The organism is Legionella oakridgensis ATCC 33761 = DSM 21215 (assembly GCF_000512355.1).
Lineage (GTDB): Bacteria > Pseudomonadota > Gammaproteobacteria > Legionellales > Legionellaceae > Legionella_A > Legionella_A oakridgensis.
The window spans coordinates 15,963-39,741 of record NZ_CP004007.1; the positions used below are offsets into that span (position 1 = coordinate 15,963).

The window sequence follows — 23,779 nt, forward strand, 5'->3', positions numbered from 1 at the left end:
CATGTTAAAAAAAGGAATTTATTTGTTGCTTGGTTGCTGCCTAATGACCTCATCCTTTGCAGTACAAGTATCTGTGTTTGTTAGTTTTTCCATGCCAGAGACTCTTTTGCAAGAAACATTAAAAGAAAGCGCCCAATTAAACATTCCAGCGTATATAAATGGCCTTTATCGTGATTCGATGAGTGAAACGGCACTAAAGGTGATGGCATTAAGCAAGCGTATTCCTAATTTAAATTTAAACATTGATCCTACTTTGTTTGAGCGTTTTGGAATCCATCAAGTCCCCGCATTAGTTGTTGATGATGGTAAAGCCTTTGATGTGATTTATGGTCACCTGATCATTCAAGAAGGATTAGCCCGAATGGCTGGGCGTGGTGATGTCGATTCTACATCCAGAAGAAGCACGAGGATTCGTTATGAGTAAATTCACACTGTTTTTATTTGGCCTCATGTTCATAGGTTGTGCCGCAGCACTTAACCAGAATGACGCACTGCATGCGCGTGATGAAGCCTTAAGGACATTAAAGGGATTTAATCCAGCGACCGTATTAAAAGGATATACGACAAATCCTCAAGAATCCGCACTTCAACCGCAAGAAGGGAGTAATGCGTTGAGTGCTCAAGGGTTGAATGCGCTAAAAAATAATGGAGTAGCCAATGACGTATATAACCAAGCTGGCAGCCGCGCCAAGGTTCAATCAAATCCCGTGAGTCCCGAAATGCAATACGCAGAAGAACTGCTTGAGAATCCAGATGGTGTTTTAGACGGCGCATGCTATAAGCAAGCAGGTGTTTGCAAAAATGAATCGGTCATTAAAACATGTGACGAGTCCGTACAGTACACAAACAGTTCCTGCAAAGACACATTAAATGTATTGGTTAAACCCATCACGCAAAGTTTTTCCAGAGTAGTCACGCCCAATCGATTTCAATCGACCGCCACCTTTGATTTGCAAACCTGTGCAGCACGTGATTGGCGATGTACAACAGCAAATACGGTGCTTATAGCACCCAATTGTGAGCATCTTGCAGTGAGTGTTTCTCGCTATAACCAAGCAATGTTAGTCACCAAACAGCCAACCTGTACCGATCCGACTGTTACGGTGCAATTTTCAGGATGGGGCGGATATTCAACACCTCTCCTTGTGAGTGTCACTGAATATGTGAGCGAAGACCAATGGAGTACTCGTGATTGCGAACGCATTAAAACAGAACATGCAAAGAGTCTTTGCATAATGGATTCGAGTCAATCTTGTTTAGAACCTAATCAGGCGAAAGTGATTGGTGGCATTTCTATTAAAAGATCGTGCTGGGGTAGGGGATATAATTACCAGTGTGCCGCTGTTAACGAAAGTGCATGTACTCCCTTAATCAATCAAGGTTGCTCTCAAACAGCTTCTACTTGCATAGAGGCCAAAGCCAATCGTTGTGAGCGCTATTCTCAAACATTTACTTGCATGCAGCAATTTTGTATGCCAGAAAAAACAGTTTGCCCAGGGAAAGTCTCATGTGCTGATGGGCAATGCGATACATCGAAGAATGAAACCAGTGATGACATGGCAGAAGGATTATCACGCCTTGGCGCACTAGCTGGTGTTGCAGGAGACGTGACTGCAAACCAAGTGCGGAGTGGATCGCCTGCCATTTTTACGGGAAGTGCCAAAGAATGTAAAAAATACCCTTTGGGTTTTCGTGATTGCTGCACGGATTCAGGATGGGGTGATTGGGTAAAGCATTGCCCACAAGACTTGCAAGTGCTTCAACGCGCCAAGCAGGAAAACCGTGTGGTGTATTTAGGCTCTTATAAAAACCATAAATTAGGTGCGCGGCATTACACTTATTGCATATTTCCAACCAAATTAGCGTCAATAGTTCAAATTCAGGGGCGCGGTGGGCAATTGGGTATCCCCTATGGAACAGCGGAATATCCTAACTGTCGAGGATTGACACCCGAAGAGTTGGAGCGCATCAATTTTGCCGCCTTGGATTTATCTCCCATCCAACAAGAACTGATGGCGCGCATGGCTTTACCTAACAACGGTTCTATTAACAATGCCAATCAATCCCACGTTGAACGCTTAAAACAACAGGGGCGTGCTCATGACTAGAGTTATTCTGATGGTACTTTTGCTTCTTAATGGCATAGCTTTTGCCGATAAGCCCGTGGGATTTCTCTGGTACACAAAAGAAAACAAAAGAGTCGAAAAGAAAGTGCCTTCAGGTATTGCCTTTAAGAGCCTAAGCTATACCGAGCGCGATGCCGTTTTGCGCTTCTACACCATGGAGGCACTTCATAAAGCACGGTACACCAAAAAAGTGGAGGACATGCGCGTATTTTTAAGTCTGCAAGATTACTGGCTTAAAGAATCCTCACGGTTTAAATCGTTGTTTCAACAAACCATGTTAGCCCATCCTGAATATGATTACGCGGTTACTCATCCCACATCTAATCTTGGCGCAAAAATCACTGATGAGATGAGAGAATCCCAAACAGTAGAGGTTATAAACCGCTTATCCAAATCTCATGGTTTGTTGTTTTTCTATCGTGGAAAAAGCCCTTATGACTTGAAACAAATCCCTATTATTACTGATTTTTGTCAGCGATTTAATTTGCCCTTAATGCCGGTTAGTGTCGACGGGGTAGTCTCTCCAACGCTCATGAATTCTCGAATGGATCAAGGGCAAGCTAACCGACTTGGTGTTCGTTATTTTCCGGCATTACTCTTGGTGAATCCTGAAAATCAACGTGTTTCCCCTATCGCTTATGGTCTAACCACTCAGGATGTATTGATGGAGCGCATAAAACAAGTGGCAACCCAATTTAAAGGAGATGAATGATGAGTGCACGGGTATTTTTGAGTGTGGTGTTAGCCTTTATTTTTTTAAACGCCGCGGCTGAAGGATCGCAATGGCTAACTAATCTGATTGCCGAACAGGAAGGGGAAGTAGCACATCAACGTGAAGAGCCACTCAATCAACAAGGTAAGGGATTTTTTAGCACTCATGGATTAATTTTGTTTTATGGCAGCCAATGCCCACACTGCAAGGGTTTTGCACCGATATTAAAAGGGTGGGCAAATCGTAACAAAGCAGAAGTCTTGCCTTTGTCGTTGGATAATCAACCGTTGCCTGAATTTCCTAAATTTTTACCGGCAACCACTGAATGGATTAATGCTGCATTTGGCGGTAATGCCATTAATTATCCGGCACTTTTTGTGGTTAACCCTAAAACAAAGGCTTTATATCCAGTGGGATTTGGTTCCATGACGGACGCTGAACTGAACGACCGCATGGATGTGCTCATTCCAAAAATCAAAGCGTATGAAATCAAGGGGAGACGGTAATGAAAAAAGTCGTTCTTACTCTTTGTTTATTGGTTGTTTTCTCTGCTGCGCAGGCTAATGTAAGTCAAGATCTCGATAGTTTTTTTAATGGGGTGGGCTATGCGTCTAATGTGACATCTCCCGCTGCTTTTGAATCTCAGGCCGCGGGATTTTTTGGTGGCGGTTCACTCTATTCGCGTAATCAAGTACGCCAATACCAGCTGGTGCAATTGGATTTGCCGAGTTACCGTGCCGGATGCGGAGGCATTGATTTATTTACTGGAAGTATGAGTTTTTTAAGTGAACAAAAATTAGTCGATTTAGGGAGATCGGTGATGACCAATGCCGGTGCCTATGCGGTGGATGTGATGCTCGCCTCTACGGTGCCTGAACTAAAACAGGTAAGGGATTATTTGCAGCAATTGGAACAGATGGCCAATCAGGCCAGCATTAACTCCTGTCAGCTCTCGCAAAACATGGTGGGCGGCATCTGGCCTAAAACCGCAGAAAGCCAACAAAAAATCTGTAAAGACCAGGCGGCCATGGGTAAAGAGGGATTATTCAGTGATTACGTAAAAGCACGTATGGCTTGCTCTGGCAATGGCTTTGATAATGTGATGAACAAAGCATCTCAAGACCCTGAGCGTAAAAAGCAGGTGGTTTTAAATAAAAATCTTGTATGGTCACTGTTGCAAGCCAAATCATTCTTAAATAGTGACAGGGAGTTGGCTGAAATGGTGATGAGTTTAACTGGAACACTGATTATTGATAAAGAAGGTAAAGTGACTAACGTACCCTCGCTTGCGGGAAATGCTGATTTAGTGAATGCGCTAATTGGCACTGGAAGTGGCGTTAGAACTGCAAAAATATGGCGTTGTAAGGATGCGGGCAGCAATAGCCAATGCATGCAGGTGAATTTGCGAGATATCACCATCTCAGAAGCGTCTACGCTGACCTACAAAGTACGGGAGATCATTCGCACCATCAATACCAAATTAATTAATGACGAAAAACCAGGCAATCGTGAGCTTAATTTTTTAAGCATGACTTCTTTGCCTGTCATGAAGTTTTTGTCGGTATTAAACAGCATGCACTACGGCAGTAGCGCGGTAGATATTGAAGAGTATTCGATGTTGATAGCTCAGGACTTGTTAACCAATTATTTAACAGAATTACTGACTGAAGTCAGTGTAGCAACAGCAGGTTCTGAGTTAAATACCGATTTGGTCAAAGAAATTCAAAAACGAATTAATGAGGCAACAACGCGCGTAGCTTCTATTGATCCCAAGGTAGGCCGCAAGCTGCAAGAAAAGCTCACCCTGATTGAGCGTATGGCGCAAATTGAAAAGCAGGTGGCCTCTCAAATGAACAGCACAGCGGGTTAAGGAGAGTAATTGATGATAACGATTCATGTTTTAGCTGGTGGTGAATTATTCCAACACGTGCTGAATGCCATTAGTGTTTTTATGAAACAGGATAGTTTTCTTGGGCTTTTACGAATCACAGCATTAATTGGAATCGTCATGGCCACCATCGGCTTTCTCAAAACTCGTGATCCGATGGCTTTTGCTCGATGGTTTTTGGGTTATGTACTGTTTGTGAATTTGGTGTTATTACCTAAAACTTCCGTGCTGATTGACGACATTTCTTCGCAAACGCCGAAACTTATAGATAATGTACCTGTGGTATTTGCGTTAAGCGCCAGTTTAGTCACAACCATTGGCTATGGTTTGGCTCAATCCTACGATGCATTACTTACCATGCCCGATGATTTGCAATATACCAAGACGGGAGCTCTTTTTGGTTCGCGTCTGGTTTCAGCGTCAACTTCATTTCGTATTAAAGATCCGGTGCTTAAGGAAGAAATGAATGAGTACTTCCGCGTTTGTGTTGTAGGAGACATTCGATTAAATAGAAAGTACAGTGTCGGTGATTTAGCCCATTCTACGGATATATGGAATCTCATCACAGCGCGTGCTTCACCATTGCGCATGATTTCGGTGAATGGCAAATTAGTGACCTGCCAAGAGGCCTCAAAACCTGATGGACAATACAGTTTGCGCAAAAAACTGGATATTGAAATTAAAAAGGCCTATACGTTTTTTGGCGTGAATTTGTTTGGAAAGCCTAAGAATACCACTTATGAAGCGTTATTTAGTACCCATCTTAAATCAGCCTTTGATTATTACCAGGGATTAACGGACTCATCCAGTAATATTTTTTTGCAAAGCATGATGATTAATGCCATGGGTGATGGTGTGGCGCATTACCAGGCGTTTACCGATGCAACCGCAGGTATCGTAAATCAGCAATTTACCAAATCACAAGTACAACACCGCTGGAGCTGGGAAGTGCTAGGCCAAAAAGCCTTGTGGATTTTACCGATTACTCATACCTGCCTGACTCTTTTATTGTTTGGTGTGTTTCCCTTGATTATTGCGCTAACCACGTTACCTGGTGGGATACGAATTCTTTATGGCTATATGCAGTTTTTCATGTCGCTGCAATTTTGGCCGGTGCTTTTTGCAATTCTCAATGCAGGCATGACTATTTATGGGGCTTCATCATCGGCTGAATACGGCCAATTTACGATGGTCAATCTTGATAAAATTGATGAATTGCATGCAGATATTTCCGGGGCATGCGGCTATTTAATGATGCTTATTCCTTTTCTGTCGCATGGCTTAGTTTCTAATTTAGGTGGCGCATTCAGTAATCTCGCAACCAGTATGATGAGTCATATGCAAGGCTCCAGTATGTCGGTGGCAGGGGAGGCGGCCAGCGCTTCATTTGGCCTTGGTCAAACCAGCTTCTATAACACCACAGCCAATAATTTTTCGGCAAACAAACATGATTCCAACTGGACACATATGCATGGTTTGCACACAGAACAATTGGGAAGTGGGGTTTTAAAAACCATCACAGGTAGTGGTGATAGGGTGTTTGATGTCAGTCCAGGCATGACGAGGAGTGCTGTATCTATCAATGCACAGGAAGGATTAAGTGCATCACTGAACCAGGCGTATGAACAATCGACACAGGCTGCGCGAAACGAATCGGCACATTATCAGAGTTCATTATCTAATTTTGCTCATCGAGCACTGCAATTATCACAACTGGCAGGGCACGACATGCGTTTAGGCGATGGCATATCGGAAAGTGAGACAGGTCAATATTCCAAAGCCTTATCAACTATTAGCCATATTGCAGAGGATGTGGCGCGACGCACAGGAGTTAGTAAAGAAGATGCACTAACTCATTTGACAAGCGGCGGTTGGGGTGCGCAAGTTGGGGTTAAAAGCCAGGGCAGTATATGGGGCAAGCTTGCGCAACTTGGGACTGGTTTTCATGCAGGCGCTGATGCGCATCTTAAATTTGATCGTAACTCTTCCAGTAGTGATAAATATCATACTGGTATGGATGGCGCTCTCTCAGCTCGTGAATCGCGTGACTTTAATGATGCGATGAGCTATGTGAAACAGTTTTCTCAAAATCATCATTTTGATGACAGTCATTCACAAGCAGCTTCGTTGTCTAATCAATTGGGTGCTGATCTGAGAGAGGCAGAAACAGCCAGCCGAAATGTGGATGCTTCATTTGCCAAAGCCACACGCATCCAGAATGCGAAAAGCTTCGTGGAGTCTCATTCCTCTCAAATCAACACTGATTTAAATCAAGCATTTCCAGCTTATGTAGCTGCTAAGCTTAATGAGTCAGAGCGTGATGCATTGTATAGCCACCCAGGAGATATGCGATCACTTAATAAGCTTCAAGCGTTAGGTCAGGACTTTATTGCATCCAAACGAGACGAGTTAATTACCCAATTCGGTAATACAGAACATAAATCGCAGATAGAGTCGTTTTATCAAAAAGAAAAAAGCGACTTTATTGCCAAAGAAAACCAATTAGGATCCCATTATCAAAAAAACAGTGAAGAGTTTCTTTCTCAAGCACAATCAATGAATGTTGGCATTAATGAAAAAGAGCTTGGATCCTTTCAGCAAGAGGTACATCAACAAAAGGGGGCTTTACCTCAAAACTTGAAACAAGGAGAGCAATTGATTAAGTCAGATCAGCATGATCTAATGAAAGAAAAGGATTTAAAGTTGCAAGAAGGTATGGTGAATGCTCAAAAAAATGTAGTAGTGCCAGAGATTGTACATTTACCTAAAGAAAAAAGATTCAAGCTACATCAAAAAGGAGAGTGAAATGGATCCACAACAATTAAAACAAGCTATAGAAGAGGATATGAGGACAATTAAGACATTAAACCCAGAGATTATCCCTGCGCAATCCTATTATGGAGGTCTTTTAAAAGGGGTTTTTAGTGGATTTTGGAAGATGTTTATTATCCTGTTGTTAACATTATGCTATGTAATGGGATCAGATGAGGCGGATCCTACTACTTGGTCTGAATTGCTTACTACCTCAAGTGTCGTCTCATTTTTCCTAAGCGCGGTTGCGATGCTTATATTGCTAACTCCCATCAGTTTTTTTGTTCAATTTAAGTTTCATCTGGAGAAAAAATTAAAAACTGGTGCATTAATAAGAAAAAAATGTAGCCATATTTCAATGGTGTTTTTTGGAGTGTTTACTTCCTTTTGTATCTTGTTTGGCAGTTATGCTTCTGGACAGCAGATCTTTTTTATGTTGGTACTGTCTTTCTTCTTGAGCTTAGGAGCGACTCATATTGTGGTTAACATGGAGTTAAGCCGTATTGGTTTTAGCAGCCTATTTACTCTATTCAATGAATTTTTTTCTAAAGGAAAAAGTGTCCCAAGAGAAGAAACTCAGAAATAAAAAATAAAACACAAAAAGAATAATTTTAAACCGTTTTTCAGGCAATGGTAGCTACTGCTTTGCCTAAAAAATATGATAAGGAGTAAATATCGTGCGTGAAGAGCCGAATTTCAAACACTATACCCGTGGCGGGCAAATCAGTTTTCACAATCTTCGGATGTGGGATCAAATTACTAAAACACTGGTATGGGTTTGTCTTTTTCTTTGGGTCGTATTAACCGGCTTAATCACCTGGTTGGTTACATCTCCTGAGAAATTCTACCAAGCCATTGCCTATTACTATGCAAGTTTCTTAAATCTCGTAGGACAAAAGCATACCTTTACGCTTCACTTTCATGGAAAAAACTATCAACAAAATGTAGATGTGATTTTGCATTATCCCTATTACAAAGAGAATGCCACTCATATGGTGGATCTATTAGGAAAATCTTCATTGGCGGCATTCGTACTTTCATTTGTTTTGGGACTTTGTCTTGCCTTTTATTTTATTCGCAGGGGAAAAGCGCAGCGTGCTAATCAGTTTATTCGTGGCAGCCGTATTGGTACAAAGGAAAATGTAATCCAACAAATCCTGGAGAAAAAAGAAAACTCTGATATCACAATTGATGGATTCCCGCTCAAAGCTAACAGCGAGGTTCAACATCTTTTGGTGCATGGAACTGTAGGGACTGGAAAAAGTCAGCTCATTATGAAAATTATGGATGCCTTACGCAAGAGGGGAGATAGAGTTATTGTCTATGATAAGGGATGTGCCTTTATTCCGCATTATTTTGATTCAAATCAGGATGTTATTCTAAATCCATTTGATGTGAGGTGTCCTAATTGGGATATGTGGCTTGAAGCACCTCGAGATTCCGATTTTGAAAACATGGCAGAAAGCCTTATTCCGATGCATGGCGATTCTGATCCCTTCTGGGTGAATGCCGCGAGAACCGTATTTTCCTCGGTTGCTGCTAAAATGAGAAAAGACAAAGATCGATCCGTTGAGAAACTGCTCAAATTGCTATTGACCGGTGAATTTTCTCATTTGGAGGATTATCTTAAAGGGACGCCTGCAGCAACTCTGGTAAGCGGTAAAATTGAAAAAACGGCTATTTCCATTCGCTCAGTCATTACCACTTATTTAAAATCGCTTACTACCTTGTCAGGACTGAATTCAGAAGGGGCAAGCCCATTTTCTATTCGTGATTACATATTAAATGAACAGGATAGTGGTTGGCTTTTTATTTCATCCAATGGTGAACAACACAAATCATTAAAGCCTTTAATGTCTATGTGGTTAGCCATGGCCTCCCTCACATTATTAAGTCTTACGCCTAATCCAGATCGCCGGATTTGGTTCATTTGCGACGAATTGCCAAGCCTTCATAAATTACCGCTTTTAGGAGAGACCATTGCAGAAGTCCGAAAATTCGGAGGTTGCTTTTTATTAGGAATGCAAAGTTTCTCTCAGCTCACCAAAGTTTATGGTCAATCAGGCGGTGCTAAGGAATTGTTTGACTTGCTGAACACCCGTTTTTTCTTTAGAAGCCCAAGCGCTGATATGGCACGTTTGGTTGCCAGTGAGTTGGGAGAAGAAGAAATTGAAGAATCACGAGAAAATTATTCTTATGGAGCTAACAGTATTCGAGATGGAATCTCGCTTGGCAGCCAGCGTGTTACACGTCCAATTGTCTCCTACCCACAAATTTTGGAGCTAGAAGATCTAAAGTGTTTTGTGCGCCTTCCAGGAAGTTATCCCATCACGCAACTGACGCTCGAGCTTAAAGATAGACCTAAACACTTGAAAGGGTTTGTTGAGCGTCAATTCATTTTCGATGAGGTATTACAAAACATTGTTAAAGAAAGCACGAATCAAGAAGCCGAACCAGGCGGATCTCCAAAAAACCTCAACAAACAACCCATTGAAGTGGAATTTGAAGTCTAGGAACAAGGAGATAATATGTTAAGTATACAACCGCTTAAATCAGCGCAGGGCGCTGCCGATTACTATACTGCTGCTTTTAATTATTACGCAGGTGATGCTCAGGCTTTAAGATGGTTGGGGAAGGGCAGCGAGCGCCTGGGATTAACGGGAGTTGTTGAAAAAGAGCAAATGCTGGCTCTTCTTGAGGGGCATCTTCCTGATGGTCAAGTTTTAAAGAATAAAAAAGGAGAGCACCGTCCTGGCTTTGACATGACGTTTTCAGCGCCTAAAAGTGTTTCCATTTTGTCAGGACTTGGCGCGGACAGCATGCTTTCTCACCTACATGACAAGGCTGTTGAAAAAGCCATCGGACTTATTGAAAAAGAATTTGCGCAAGCTCGCGTGGTTATTGATAGCAAAGTACATTATGTAGATACCGGTAATTTAGTGGTGGCTGCATTTAGGCAACCCTCCTCACGCGCAAACGATCCCGCACTGCATACGCATGGCGTCACCATGAATATCACGTTTACTTCTGAGGATGGAAAAGCGCGTTCACTTGCCTCTGATATGAATGGAAATTTTGGAGTAATTGAACAATTGCAACAGCATGTGATTTATGCCGGTCTTTTATACCGCACTGAACTTGCCAATTTATTAAAAGAGCAGGGTTATCGGCTTCGTGATGTCGGAAAAGGAATGTTTGAAATTGATGGGGTGCCTGAAGCGGTATTAAAGGAATTTTCCACACGACGTGCTGACATTGAAGAAAAGATGAAGGAAAAGGGATGGGAAGGCGCACGACTTGCAAGTAAAGCCACACTATTAACTCGAAATTCTAAAGAGGAACATGATATCAATGTGTTGCGGGCAGATTGGCAAAAGCGGGCAGAGTTGCTGGGCTTTGATGCGCATGCCTTTGTTACTTCACACAAGGCTGACCTAGAACCGAAAGCCTTTGGCTTTTTTACATCAATTAAAGAAAAACTATTTGAGCGTTTTTATGGAAAGGAAGACTTGATTTCATTGCAGGCTAAGGAGGCTGTTTTTGTTGCCATGGAAACTCTTTCTCAGCAAACCAGTGTATTTGAGTTAAGGCAACTAAAGGAAGCAGCGCTTAAACATACTCTTTCAGGACGAACGATTGTCCCGATTAAGGCAATCGATGCCATGATTGATGCTCACGTTAAGAGCGGATTACTTTATCAGGCCACCGATCCCATGACGAGATGTTCCATGTTCACTACTCCATGGGCATTAACATTAGAAACAGAAACGCTTGCCCGTATTGAATCTAATCAAGGCATATTAAAACCTATGGCCAATACCCATGCAGTACTTCAAGCTCAGATTGCCTATGAAGCAAATTCTCCATTTCCTTTAACAGTTTCCCAAAAAAATGCATTGATACATGTATTTACCTCAACCGACCGCTTTAATGCAATTCAGGGTTATGCGGGTACTGGAAAAACCACCCTGCTTCAATTAACTAAAACGCTAGCAAGCGACAAAGGATTTAAACTAAGAGGAATGGCTGTTACAAGCTCTGCTGTCAACGAGCTTCGTGAGAAAGCAGGTATTCACTCAGATGTTTTTCCAATAGTGCACCAAGAACTTTTGAAAGCACCTAAAAGTTCCTTGAAAAATACCCTGTTTATTCTGGATGAAGCTTCTATGCTATCTACCACCCAAGGCCATGAACTTATCAAATTAATTGAGCAAAAAGGGGCAAGACTCTTATTAACCGGCGATGACTCGCAACTCTCAAGCGTCAAATGTGGCCGTATTTTTGGTCAGGCACAGGAATATGGGATATCTACAATCCAAATGACCGATATTATTCGGCAAACAAACGCCAGAACAAAAGAATCAGTACGCGATGCAATTAATAGAGATTTATACGACTCTCTGCAAAAACTTGATGAAGTGAGGGAATTTAAATCCCATGATGAGCGTATCGAGGCTATAGCCCATCACTGGCTAAATTTTTCCCCACAGGTTCGTGAAAAAACACTGGTCTTTGCGCCGACCCATGCGAACCGACGTGATATTACCCAAATAATGCGTGATGGTTTAAAAAAAGAGGGGACATTGACGGGTAAAGAGTATGTGATTAACACTTTGAAGGCTCGCGCGATGGAAGAAATCCAACATCATCATACCCAATACTATCAACAGAGTGATGTGCTCCGGTTCAACCTAAAGCTACCCAAATCAGGCATTCGTCCAGGCGATTACCTGACGGTGGAAGTAATGACTGAAAGACATCGGAAAAATAAAACCGTGCCGTTGCTGACTGCCGAAGGCAAATCAGTCGTTCTTCATTTGAAGGACTTACCCATTTACACACCTTCGCGTGCGGGATTAAATCGCCCCATTGAATTTTATGAGGCAACCTCTCTTGCTCTTTGCGTACAAGATAAGGTGCTAATTACTCGCAATAACAACCAGGCAGGTCTTGTGAATTCATCCTTAGCTGCTGTCATTGCCATTGATGAAAAGAATGTAACGTTGAAGTTTGAAAAAGACGAACAAGTAAAAACATTTCCGTTTGGAGCAAAGGAATTACAGCACCTTGACCATGGTTATGTACTGACCAATATGAAAGTGCAGGGCAAGGATAAAACTTATGCCCTAGGGTTTATGGAGTCCTACAATAAATTTTCAGCAACGCTTAGAAATTTTTATGTTCAGATTTCACGCGCAATATCCCGAATGACCTTGATTACCGATGATAAAAACCAATTATTAAAAGCCCTTGAGTTCAATGAAGACACCAAAAAATCCGCTCTCAATTATGTAAATAGTACAACGCTAAAAACACACATAGATCAATTTGCAGCCAATCCCAAAGCCATTGATGTGGCAACTGTTGCGGATAAAAAAAGTTTCAATGAAGAAGTAATGACGCAAAAACAAGCCTTGATACACCAGTATATCGATGCAAAAGATAAGCAAAAAACAGCAATAGCTTGCATTAAAGCCTGGCAAATCGCTACAGACGATTATCTCAAACGAATGGCTAGACATCAGCTGGTTGTTTCTGAAAGCGTAATACGACAAGACACACTCAAATTTGCAACAATGATGTTGTTAAAGGGCTTAGATACTGAGGAGCGAAAAAAAGCCTTAACTGTCAAAGCGTATTTTGAGGCCTGCGCCGACACACAAAAAGCATGGAAATCGATTCATCAAGGGAATCGAGGTGTTTTACAAAGAGAAAAAGCTTGGGGTAAAGCTGAAATCAGAGATGCCCTTGCTTTTAAAATTGTTGAACATATTGAAGAGTACAGGCCTTATCTTCATCATTTTTCCATCGGAAAACTTAATCGATTGGGTGTTCCCCAATACCGCATTGAAAAAGGGGAGGAACGGGCGCGAGCCAGGCTTAAAAATTTAAGCGTTCACGCTGAAAAGCATCAAATGGCATGCACTGTGGCTGCGTTTTTCAGTGAAGAACCATTTAAAACAAAAGAAACGCTTGCAGCCTTTCTTAAAAACCAATCTAAAGCTGTACATCCCCATTTAATTCGTCTGAGTGAAAAGACAAAAAAACCACTTGATGAGTTATGGCGTGAAATCAATCAACACGCTAAAAGATATGAAGATACTTATTTTAAAGAGGGCTTAAGTTCTCAAGAAAAAATTCTTTTTAATACCATCAAAACGTATCAGTCACTAAATAAAGAATTAGCCATTCATTTCACCAGTACGATTTATGCGTTAGAAAAAGGAAAAGAGATTCCAGACGCTATTGAGCAAACGCAAAGAGAGGCTTCTGCCTTAAGAAACCAGATTGCCGCAATGGTTCATAATAATGCCTCTTTTGACAAGATTTTACATTTTTTCAAGATAGACAAAGAAAAAATCAAACAACAAGCACTAAGCCACGACAGGCGAGAAACGGTTTTAAGGTTTAAACACGCTACGTCCAACTTTGAGCAGAAAAGAGAAACCGCTTTAGCAATTGCCTCGGATATAAAAGGACACTACCCATTTATCAAAGAGCTTGGCATCAACACCAAAATATTAAATACTCTGATGCGAATTGAAGAGCGGCGTACCTTCATCAGTGAATTGAATGAAACGCAGAAGGAGCATTTTTTTAAATGCGTGGACTATAAAATAACGAGCCAAAAAGCCAGTCACCTCTGGAAATCTATTTTTTTCGACAAAGAGCAAGGCCTACCACTTAATGAGCGGAAGTTTATCCAGGCGCAACAATTAACGGCAAAACGAGATAGTCTTGCCTATGTCATTCATCAAAAATCAGAAATTCAAGATTTTCTTGCTCGGGAAAAACTTGACCCACTCAAAATAGAGCAGCAAGTAAGACAGCACAAGGCGAGATTACAAACGATTAATCAATTAAATCAAACTAAAGCCAATCTCTTTCATCAATTAGAACGCCGTATAGAAGGCATGAATCATAAGGAGTCAACCCGATGGCATAAAGCATGGACTGCATTTAAAAATGATTTGCAGCGGGTTTCTAAAAATGAATCTCTGTATCAAGAAGCCATTGAAGCAATACAAAAATCACCGCTGGTATTTACAAAAAGCGAGCAATCACTTTTAAGTCAATATGAATTAGATAATACCCATAAAGCATCAGAGCTTAATAAAATTGTTTACAAGGATCAATTAAACGAATCAAAAGGATTTTATAATGCAGCCCGAATCACAGAAGCATTGATTGCAAATCATATCGAAACGTATCGTGCTATTTTTGGCGAACCGAAGAAAATAACGTCTAAGGAAATGCGTTATTCAGGCGGACTTATTGTTTCCTTGAGAGGCAGTAAAGCGGGCTCTTGGTATGATTTTTCAGAAGGCTGTGGAGGTAACCCACTTTCAGCATTGATGCAGGAAAGAGGGATCTCATTTCAGGACGCATTAAAGGAAGGGGCAATCATTGCTGGTATTTCAGGCTTAACAAGTGTTCTTCCAATGAAAAGAGAAAAGAAATTAAACGATTTAAGCGAATTACGTGAAGAAAAGAACAAAATAATATCGGCAAATAGTATTCTCAAAGGCGGAATGCCAATTCACGGAACACTAGCAGAAAAATATTTAAAAGCGCATCGTGGTATAGAGCATCCAGAACAATTAAATGTCTTATATTGGCCTAAAGGCGCCTTGTGGAAAGCAATCGATGATAATGGAATACTCTACGATAAAATCAATAAAATACCCGCTTTATTGATCGCGGCCAAAAACAAACAAGGGGAAATCACCGGCGTCCAACGGATTTATTTGGATGAAAAAAATGCTAAGAAAAATACCTTTATGGAAAATGCGAAATTATCCAAAGGGAGAATAGAAGGCAGCGCAGGAATCTTGCAAACGGGTGGAAAGCGATCGGCATTGTATTTGGCAGAAGGTCCTGAAACAGGAGCAACCATTGCCATGGCTAATCCACAAGCTACAGTCTTGGTTTCCTTTGGCTTGTCGAACTTGAAAAATTTGGGTGCGCTTATTAAAAGCTTTTACCCTAGTGAAGTGATTATTGCAGGAGATAACGATTCTGCTGCAAAAAATAATACCGCAAAAATAACCGAAGAAGCAAAAGAAGCCTTAATGAGAGAGGGGATAAGCGTAAAAATAATTATGCCTCAAAATCTGCCTGGCCGAGAAAAAACGGATTGGAATGATGTGCATTGTTCCCAAGGATTAAACCAGGTAAAACATCAGCTTGGATTAAACGAAATAAACCCTAAAATTCATAAAATAGCGATTCACCTGAACAATGAAAAATCACTCGAATTAGAACAATACGTTAATAATTTTGTCGAGATTAAAAATCAATTGGGTAAAACCATCTCGCCCAAAAATTATAATGTAGATTATTTAAATAATAATCAAGGTAAGGAACTGCCTCAAAAATCTTTTGAAATCGAGAGAATAAAAGAGCTTCATCGCAATCAAAAAGAAATGGATATCGAGCTTTAGATTTTAAATTTTTAAAGCTCTTCTGGCACAATCCCCATCAATTCCTGGTATTTATTAATTGATAAGTCCATTAATTTTTTAAACTCATCCTGGCCATAATCCAGCTGCTTTGATGCCATATTTTTTAATAAGGCATTCATTTGAATCATAAGCTTAAAGCAATGTTTTTCAATGTCAGAATACTTGTCTTCAGGGCTTTTTTGATTTTGCTGACTTTCAGTCACCATTAATCCAATTTCTGTCATTTTGGTAATAGTATAAGAAAGAGAATCATCATTATCCCCAGCATATTTGGTCAGCTTTTTATAGAGGTCATTCGGTACGGTAACAGTCACTCTAGGCATAAAATATCCTTTTCTAATTTATATTTGGTGATGCAAATTTGATGAACTGGGTGATGCATTATAAGATGCGCAGATAACACATACTAGTATTGCATAGAAAAGCAAATAGCACTACCAGTGATGCACAAAGATGCATTTGTGATGCACATAATTGTTTATATAATCGCCATATTAAGGAGCTTTTACGATCCATTTTGATTATTTTTAAATCTATGGAAAATATTTTTCTTTATACTTCATCGACACTAGTTTTAATTAATATAAATCAATAGGTTACAAATTAGCATTCCAATGCGAAAGGTGTGCTTGTTTTTATTAGTGTTCTTTTTATTTACTTGGGGCATGGGGTTTACTGGTGATTTTTTTATAAATTTATATGAGCGCGGTTTAATTGCGTGAATGTGATTAATACTAGGCTGTGTATATGGCGTTCGCTCTTAGGATAAAAAGGCTTGTATATGAATTTTTTGCAATACTTTATTAAATTTTTTAATATGTTTTTGAGGTTGGCGCCCTTATTGTTTAACTTTAATATAATGCTTATCAAATTCTTTTACTATGTTAGGGCTGTAGTACATTTTTCTCCCACTATTGGGCTTAGAGGGATTAAGCAGTCTCTCATAGCAATATTTTTTATTATCTATTAAATTCTTCTTGATTTCATGGAAGGGTTCATTCATTTTAAAATTAATATATCTTTTGTATAGCTGGGTCGTTAATACATCATAATCCCAGGGGTATTTATCTAATATTTCTTCATCAGACAGGTATACTCTAGGAGCATTTTTATCAGGGGTTTGTTGAGCAGAAATTCCTGGTTCATTCGATTTTACTTTCCGCAGCTTTATATCTATCGCTAACGTAAGATCAAAATTTGTTGTATCACTATTGGCATTTTCCTTTTCAAGACCCTCAATAAACTTTAATAGTTTTTCTCCACATTTATTTAATGACTCTCCTGTTGCTGAATCAAAATCTCTAAAAAATGATACTGGCATTAGATAAAAATTATATTGATCAAGTCTACATCCAAACCACTCATCAACTAAGTGTAAATAATTTTGTAATGAGGCAGTACCATATTCCTGAATTTTAACGTTCAACTTAATGTCATTGTTAATAAAATGAGTTGAGTTATCTCGTATTTCCGTTATTGAAACAATATTATCTTTCACTACCTTTGGTATCTTTAGACCATATTCAAAGATTATTTTATCAAATGCATCAAATAAACTAACGGTCATTGGATTACCAGATCTATTCCTTTTTTTGGTTTTTTCTTTGCTTTATTACCATTTTTTAGCGTCCTATATTCCCATACATGAAGCGATGAATCCTTATTATTAGATAGCTGCAGTATTTTTGCTTTTAAAAACAACTCCCAACTATTTATACACAAAATCGAAAATATCTCCTCACGATATTTAAAATCAGGCTTATTATAAATCTCAATGGCTGAAAGCATTCCAGATATTGATTTATCTAACATTGATCTTGCTCGTGATTTCATTTTTTCTCTAAACAATTAATGAATAATTTTTAATTCAATAACCTCAGAAAAAAGATTAGGAGTTATTGGTTGATATATTTATAGTGTAGTCTTTCCTTCTCCCCTCACCTTGCATGGAATTGAATTTTTTTTCATTGGCATAAAGTTTTACTAACTCCTCTTTATTCATCAGTGCTTATTACGATCTGGGTCATGATTTGATCTTTGGTTATCGCCTTATACTTTATTAATCACTTGCGACACTGCGACAATTGCGACAGCTAGGTTAATAATAGACTCCTATAATTCAACTTTTGTCGCAATTGTCGCAGTGTCGCAAAGTTTATTGAGAACAATGAGGGTTCATTTCCAAAATAGTTTTATTACCCTGCGTTGTTTCTCTGATAACATGATGATCCATTAATATGTCTATCGCTTTATTAATTCTGGATTTATCCCTTAAAGGACTCAATCTTTGAATCTCTCGCACACTGATGGTGTAACGATCTTTCATCATTAGCCAGTTCAGTAGTCTTTGTGCATCCTGAACTTCACCTTGAGAACTTTCAGTAGCTAATAACCTCCGAGTCTCCTGCATATGCCAGCGCACGATTTCAATAGCACTTTCAATATGCTCAGCGCTTATGTCTCCAACTTTACCTTCAAAGAGGTGAAAAAGAGCGGCTAGCCTTGCGGAATTCTCTGCAGCCTTACTAACAAAATCCTTTAATGTCACCCATGGCCCATTATCTGCGAGTCCTGATTCCATGTGGTTAAAGAATTGGATCCATTTTTGTTTAGCCTGTGGACTCAAAACTAATGTTGGCAAATTAATGCATCCTTTAATCCCCAACTCTTCCGATTGAGAAAGACAGGCTGTAATACGCTCGTGATAGGCGCTAAAACAGGATAAAGAATCATTGGGTTCCTGGTATAGACGTGTTCCCATGAGGCTTTTAGGATAAGCCAGTAAACACCGTGGCAAAAAACCACTCTGACGCGCAATATGCTGCGACTGACCTAACAATTGTTGCATCAAAATGGGTTGGCTCAGTAGATTTAAAGTAAGGCGACGATTTTTTAGGACAAAATTATCAGATGTTTTTCTATGCGTTGTAAAAAGTTTTGCATCCCACAAGCGATTAAGTAATGCGACAAATCGAGTCGGATTCGATTGCATACTCTGGCTACCAATAATAATACCAGCCTCATCAGACCAAAGAGACGCACTTGGCCAGCCATGAGCTAAACTATGAGCCAGTGCTTCTTGCGTAACATCCTCAAAATATAGAGTTGGAAGCAACGGTATTTCAGGCTCATGCATCATAAGTTCTTCAAGCTCTTCTCGAGAATCTGCATAATCCTCAGAAAAGGAACCGGATCGTAATCGATAAGTCAGTTCCTCACATTGCATTTTCCACGCACGATGCAACACTTTAGCAGCATTGACCATAGGCAAACGCTGAGAACGCACCTTTTCTTGCCAGTTTCTGGCAGCTTGTGAAAATAAATTATCCGATGCAGATTTTCTTTCCCCGCTAGATGCTAATACGATGAAATATAAGGAAACAGGACTAATTAAATAATGATCTCTTGCCACATTTGCTAACGACTGACAAGCTAAAGACACATTAGCCAATGCACCACAAGCAATTAGTGAAATTGGTTGTTGGCCGTATTGTTGATAATCGGAAACTGTTTTCTGTAAGATGGCTGGCAGCGCTTGTAAAGGATAAGCTGACTCTTCCTGCATGGTCACTGCAAAAGGAATTGGGATTTCCCAATCTATTGTGACCCGAGCTACAGCCTTTTCGGCGTTATCTAATACCGTATTTATGACCAAAGAATTCATCTGGGTTTTGCTCTCTACAATGCCATCAATTTTCGATGCAATTTATATTATTGATCTCAGTAACAACTTGAGGTCACAAATTGTGATCTTAAAATTACTTGCTTTGAATAATGGAATTTATTCGCTCCATCAAACCAAAGCTATTATGCTCAAGCTTAGAAAAGGCAAACCATTTCTTCGCTAAATCTTTTAAAGACGCGCCTATGTGGTATATATCAGACTGATCAATAATTAAAAAACGATCGTGAGATAAATCAAACTGGAATATTTCTATTTTTTCATGCTGCGCATTATATTTCTCAATATCTAACTTCAGATGTTTGCTAATCGTTTTTGTCAGTATATAGATCTTCACTTGTGGTTCAGCTTTAGACAAGTGTTCTAAAACAGTTTCATCGACATAATTATCAAGCAATATTATTGATCTTTTTGCTGATCTAATGAGTTTAGAAATAAAAACATATGCATCAAAAATTTGACCTTCAAAAAATATACCTTGACTAGACTGAGCCGATCTATTTTCTAATGCTGTGAAAATTCTCTCAAATTGGTCATTAGCTTTTATTTCATGAACAAGCTGGCGCTTTTCTAATGTGTTTAATCGATTAAATATCTCTCCATTCAATGAAATAAAACGGCGCATTTCCACAAATGTTCGCATAATAGTAATATTTACAGCTATCGCCCTATCACTTGTTAGAACTCCTGATATTCCAGCAACTCCCTGCTCTGTAAATACATAAGGCAAAAAACCACCGAGACTCTTTTTTGAAGGTATCGCATTTTGCGATAGCAGATACTCAACCTCTTCTTCCACAAGCTGAAACATAAAATCTTCAGGAAATCGCTTGATGTTACGCTTAACCTGTTCTCGAAGACGAATTGGTTTAACCTCATACAAATCAGCCAAATCTTTATCCAGCATGACATGAACACCGCGAATAAAATAAATTTTCTTCTGTAGCTCGTCTTTGCTAAGAACTAAATCCATACCCAATCTCACACCTATGTTATATGTAGTTGCCACTACGAAAAATGTAAATCATAGAAAAACGCATCTTTTAGTTTAAGCTTTATTAAAAGCTTAAATAGTTTGCCTCAAGGTTAAATTATAAAACAGTAATACAACCAGAGAATTTAGTATTTCTGTCGTTTTTCGTATCATCCCAGCCAATATCTTCTTGTTTTGTTAGATCCATTCCCCATGGAGTCGCCATTCGCCAATTGCCGAGATGGAGATCATAAATCTAACGTTACTTCCTCATTAACATTAATATTTCATCGCTCATTTATTACTGGTTTTCAAATAACTCTTCAATTGTAGATTGCATTTCATCCTGACTCGGCTTAGCATAACGAAAAATTTCTTTAATAGAGACATTACCACTGAGCTCTTGAGCAAAATGCACCCCATGCTTATCAGTGACTTTCTTCAAAAAAGTATGCCGCAATTTATGGGGTGTAAATGCAAATCGCTCCCCTTCTGGTAAAAAAGCTAAAGCCTGTTTTAATACTCGTTGGCAAATCCGATACACATCTAAAGTCTGTAAACGCGTTCCGTAGCGTGTGATAAATAATGGCTCATCTTCTTGAGCTTGTCTTCCTTCAAGATATTTATCCAAATACACCCTGCTCTCTTGAGGTAAAGGAATTTTTTGGCTGATTCGTTTCGACTTATGCCGTAGTACTTCACATAACCCTTTTTGTCGATATTGACTCACATTCAAAGTAACTACTTCCGATTCCCGGAGGCCTGTACCCAGTAGTAAATAAAATAGCGCCGTTTCCATTAGGGGATTTTGATTTTTACGCGTGCAACTTTTGATTCGTTGTTCGCAAGCAGACTTTAAGCGCATTAATTGTCTAGATGTTAAACCATTCCAGTCAGGTGCATCGGTTTGTAAATCCTTCACTTGGGCTAAGGGATCCCCTGCTAATAATGGTCTTTGTTTGTGTAGCCACCGACCTACATGTCGAATCGTTGCCATTGTTCGATTTACTGAAGTCGCTTTATAAGGTTTTCCCGTTTGTTCTGAAATCGTTTTACTCAAATTCCTTTGAAAATGTTTACTTACCGCAGGTGTCCAATTATCAACCGAATCATGCCCTACTTCCATTTGAAAAAATTGAATGAATTTCGAGAGGTCTTTCTTTTTCGCTTGCTCTGTTTTTTCAGGCGCCCCTCTCACATGCACTGCATAATAATAAGACAACCACGCAGATAAGGAATTGGTATCAAAATGAACATCTAAGGGATGAGAAATCTTATCTATCACAAACTTTTGATTTTTGGGATTTTGAACATCCAGTAAATTCATAGGGTTCCTTTTTTGTTTTTTACCAATTATACCCTGTTTGTGATGGATAAGGTACGTTATCCATCACAATTGAATGCTAATCGAAACACGAATCACTAGCTATACTTATTCTACTTACATTAAATTGAAAATATTATGATGGCTTTCATCTAAATCAAAACTTGAGGAAATCCGGCAGCAATTAAGATTTTCATTTTATCCATGAAAGCCTCATTAATAGCCTGGTGTGTACTCTCACAAAGGTAATCATTGAATTCACCTTTATTTCATGTATTCTGGTATTAAGCCTTTGAGTTTTAATGGAAAGCAATGAGCATATTGATAATTTTTAACCGAGCTCCATACGACGGTACGGATGTGACTTGGAATGGGTTGCGTCTGGCAGAAAAACTATGTGAGGCCGGTCAAGAAGTACGGATTTTCCTTATGAATGATGCAGTTGATATGGCCCGAGATGAGAGTAAACCGCCAGAGGGATACGATCAGGACTTATCTAGAATGCTGAAAATCCTAATTTCCAGGCAAATACAAGTTAAAGTTTGCGGAACATGCATGGCACGTTGCGGTATTTACAAAAATCAGCCTTATTTTGAAGGGGCTGAAAAATCGACCATGACAGAGTTGGCTCAATGGGTTGTTTTATCAGATAAAATAATTACATTTTGATAAGCAAGAAATGCATATTGAATTATGAAGCCTATTTAGAGGTAAAATGAGAATAAATAGGTTTTTCTCAATTTCTCCTACCTTTGCAGCGCTTGCGTCAGCAATTCTGTTTGGCGGCAGTACGCCATTTGCAAAACAACTCATTGGGGATTTCTCTCCTTTATTACTAGCGGGGTTGCTTTATCTCGGTAGTGGGATAGGGTTAATGCTAATGCGCTTGATAAAATACAGAGGATGGCAACACTCCGGGTTACTAACAGATGATTGGCCTTGGCTGTTAGGCGCTATCATTTTTGGTGGGACTCTCGGACCAATCTTATTAATGATGGGCTTGAAACAAGCGAGTGCATCTGTGGCCTCGTTGTTGCTGAACCTTGAAGCGGTTTTTACCGCCCTGCTGGCATGGGTTGTTTTTAAGGAAAGCACGGAACGTAGGATTGTGCTGGGTATGCTCCTCATTGTCGCCGGGAGTATTGTCTTATCTTGGCCAAGTAAGACTGCCTCAATACCAAACTGGTGGAGTACAATTACCATTGCTAGTGCTTGTATGTGTTGGGCAATTGATAATAACTTGACCCGCAAAGTTTCCGCGGGTGAGCCGTTATTCATCGCCGGGACTAAGGGGCTTGTTGCAGGTGTTGTAAGCACAAGCTTTGCATTGGGGCTAGGCACGACGTTGCCGCACTGGTCGTTAGTAAGTTACGCTTTAATGGTTGGATTTATTGGTTATGGTGCCAGCCTGGTCTTGTTCGTTTTGGCCTTACGCGGCTTGGGTACAGCAAGAACCGGTGCCTATTTTTCTACAGCACCATTCATTGGTGCAGGTATCGCTATTTTATTTTTGAACGAACCCACATCAGCCCTACTTTGGATTGCAATTATTTTAATGGGACTTGGGGTATATTTGCATCTCACTGAGCATCATGAGCATGACCATACACATGAATTACTCAGTCACAGCCACAATCATATTCATGATGAACATCATCGTCATGAGCATGATTTTCTCTGGGATGGTAGTGAGCCGCATTATCACCTTCACCACCATGATGCTATAAAACATTTTCATCCACACTATCCGGATATTCATCATAGACATAAGCACCATAAATAATGGAAATAGTGTCGG

Annotated in this window: 17 protein-coding genes; 11 read left to right on the forward strand and 6 right to left on the reverse strand. The window is 39.8% G+C overall.

Features of this window, described 5'->3' with window-relative positions; all coding sequences use genetic code 11:
- Position 1 precedes the first annotated feature (1 nt).
- The 9 genes from trbC to mobF all read left to right on the forward strand — a co-directional run bounded on the left by trbC (position 2) and on the right by mobF (position 15,981).
- Positions 2–424, forward strand: coding sequence for a type-F conjugative transfer system pilin assembly protein TrbC (gene trbC / locus LOA_RS13325; RefSeq protein ID WP_025386772.1), 423 nt, complete (start codon positions 2–4; stop codon positions 422–424).
- Positions 417–2,108 carry a type-F conjugative transfer system mating-pair stabilization protein TraN gene (gene traN / locus LOA_RS13330; RefSeq protein ID WP_025386773.1) on the forward strand — a complete coding sequence of 564 codons (1,692 nt, stop codon included), beginning with the start codon at positions 417–419 and terminating at the stop codon, positions 2,106–2,108. The genes trbC and traN overlap by 8 nt, the downstream gene beginning before the upstream one ends.
- Entirely contained in the window at positions 2,101–2,838 is a 738-nt protein-coding gene (gene traF / locus LOA_RS13335) for a type-F conjugative transfer system pilin assembly protein TraF (protein ID WP_025386774.1), read from the forward strand. The genes traN and traF overlap by 8 nt, the downstream gene beginning before the upstream one ends.
- Positions 2,835–3,344 carry a type-F conjugative transfer system pilin assembly thiol-disulfide isomerase TrbB gene (gene trbB, locus LOA_RS13340; RefSeq protein WP_238551396.1) on the forward strand — a complete coding sequence of 170 codons (510 nt, stop codon included), beginning with the start codon at positions 2,835–2,837 and terminating at the stop codon, positions 3,342–3,344. Before traF ends, trbB begins: the two co-directional genes overlap by 4 nt.
- Entirely contained in the window at positions 3,344–4,708 is a 1,365-nt protein-coding gene (locus LOA_RS13345) for a conjugal transfer protein TraH (RefSeq protein ID WP_025386776.1), read from the forward strand. The genes trbB and LOA_RS13345 overlap by 1 nt, the downstream gene beginning before the upstream one ends.
- A 12-nt stretch (positions 4,709–4,720) precedes the next feature.
- Positions 4,721–7,531, forward strand: a complete 2,811-nt coding sequence (traG, locus tag LOA_RS13350; protein WP_025386777.1) for a conjugal transfer mating-pair stabilization protein TraG — start codon at positions 4,721–4,723, stop codon at positions 7,529–7,531.
- Position 7,532: 1 nt separating this feature from the next.
- A complete protein-coding gene (locus LOA_RS13355) occupies positions 7,533–8,123 on the forward strand; it encodes a hypothetical protein (RefSeq protein WP_025386778.1) in 591 nt (196 codons plus the stop codon).
- A 91-nt stretch (positions 8,124–8,214) separates the two neighbouring features.
- Complete coding sequence (gene traD / locus LOA_RS13360; RefSeq protein WP_025386779.1) at positions 8,215–10,050, forward strand: type IV conjugative transfer system coupling protein TraD; 1,836 nt, start codon at positions 8,215–8,217, stop codon at positions 10,048–10,050.
- A 15-nt stretch (positions 10,051–10,065) separates the two neighbouring features.
- The gene (gene mobF, locus LOA_RS13970) at positions 10,066–15,981 is read left to right on the forward strand and encodes a MobF family relaxase (protein ID WP_025386780.1); all 5,916 of its coding nucleotides are present in this window, start codon (positions 10,066–10,068) and stop codon (positions 15,979–15,981) included.
- 11 nt (positions 15,982–15,992) lie between these two features.
- Here the strand turns inward: mobF and LOA_RS13370 are convergent, their stop codons facing one another.
- The 6 genes from LOA_RS13370 to LOA_RS13390 form a co-directional block, all read right to left on the reverse strand.
- On the reverse strand, positions 15,993–16,325 hold the full coding sequence (locus tag LOA_RS13370) for a hypothetical protein (RefSeq protein WP_025386781.1): 333 nt from the start codon (positions 16,323–16,325) through the stop codon (positions 15,993–15,995).
- Between the two features lie 515 nt (positions 16,326–16,840).
- Positions 16,841–17,569, reverse strand: a complete 729-nt coding sequence (locus tag LOA_RS13375) for a DUF3644 domain-containing protein (protein ID WP_238551390.1) — start codon at positions 17,567–17,569, stop codon at positions 16,841–16,843.
- Positions 17,566–17,835, reverse strand: coding sequence for a DUF3644 domain-containing protein (locus LOA_RS15655; RefSeq protein ID WP_238551391.1), 270 nt, complete (start codon positions 17,833–17,835; stop codon positions 17,566–17,568). The genes LOA_RS13375 and LOA_RS15655 overlap by 4 nt, the downstream gene beginning before the upstream one ends.
- A gap of 322 nt (positions 17,836–18,157) precedes the next feature.
- Entirely contained in the window at positions 18,158–19,666 is a 1,509-nt protein-coding gene (locus tag LOA_RS13380) for a YfjI family protein (RefSeq protein ID WP_025386782.1), read from the reverse strand.
- Between the two features lie 94 nt (positions 19,667–19,760).
- On the reverse strand, positions 19,761–20,657 hold the full coding sequence (locus tag LOA_RS13385) for an ORF6N domain-containing protein (RefSeq protein WP_025386783.1): 897 nt from the start codon (positions 20,655–20,657) through the stop codon (positions 19,761–19,763).
- A 301-nt stretch (positions 20,658–20,958) separates the two neighbouring features.
- A complete protein-coding gene (locus LOA_RS13390) occupies positions 20,959–21,984 on the reverse strand; it encodes a tyrosine-type recombinase/integrase (protein WP_025386784.1) in 1,026 nt (341 codons plus the stop codon).
- Between the two features lie 309 nt (positions 21,985–22,293).
- Here LOA_RS13390 and LOA_RS13395 point away from each other — a divergent pair, with 309 nt between their 5' ends.
- A complete protein-coding gene (locus LOA_RS13395) occupies positions 22,294–22,650 on the forward strand; it encodes a DsrE/DsrF/TusD sulfur relay family protein (RefSeq protein WP_025386785.1) in 357 nt (118 codons plus the stop codon).
- Positions 22,651–22,696: 46 nt separating this feature from the next.
- Positions 22,697–23,764: a DMT family transporter gene (locus LOA_RS13400; RefSeq protein ID WP_025386786.1), complete on the forward strand. Its 1,068-nt coding sequence runs from the start codon at positions 22,697–22,699 to the stop codon at positions 23,762–23,764.
- Positions 23,765–23,779 lie beyond the last annotated feature (15 nt).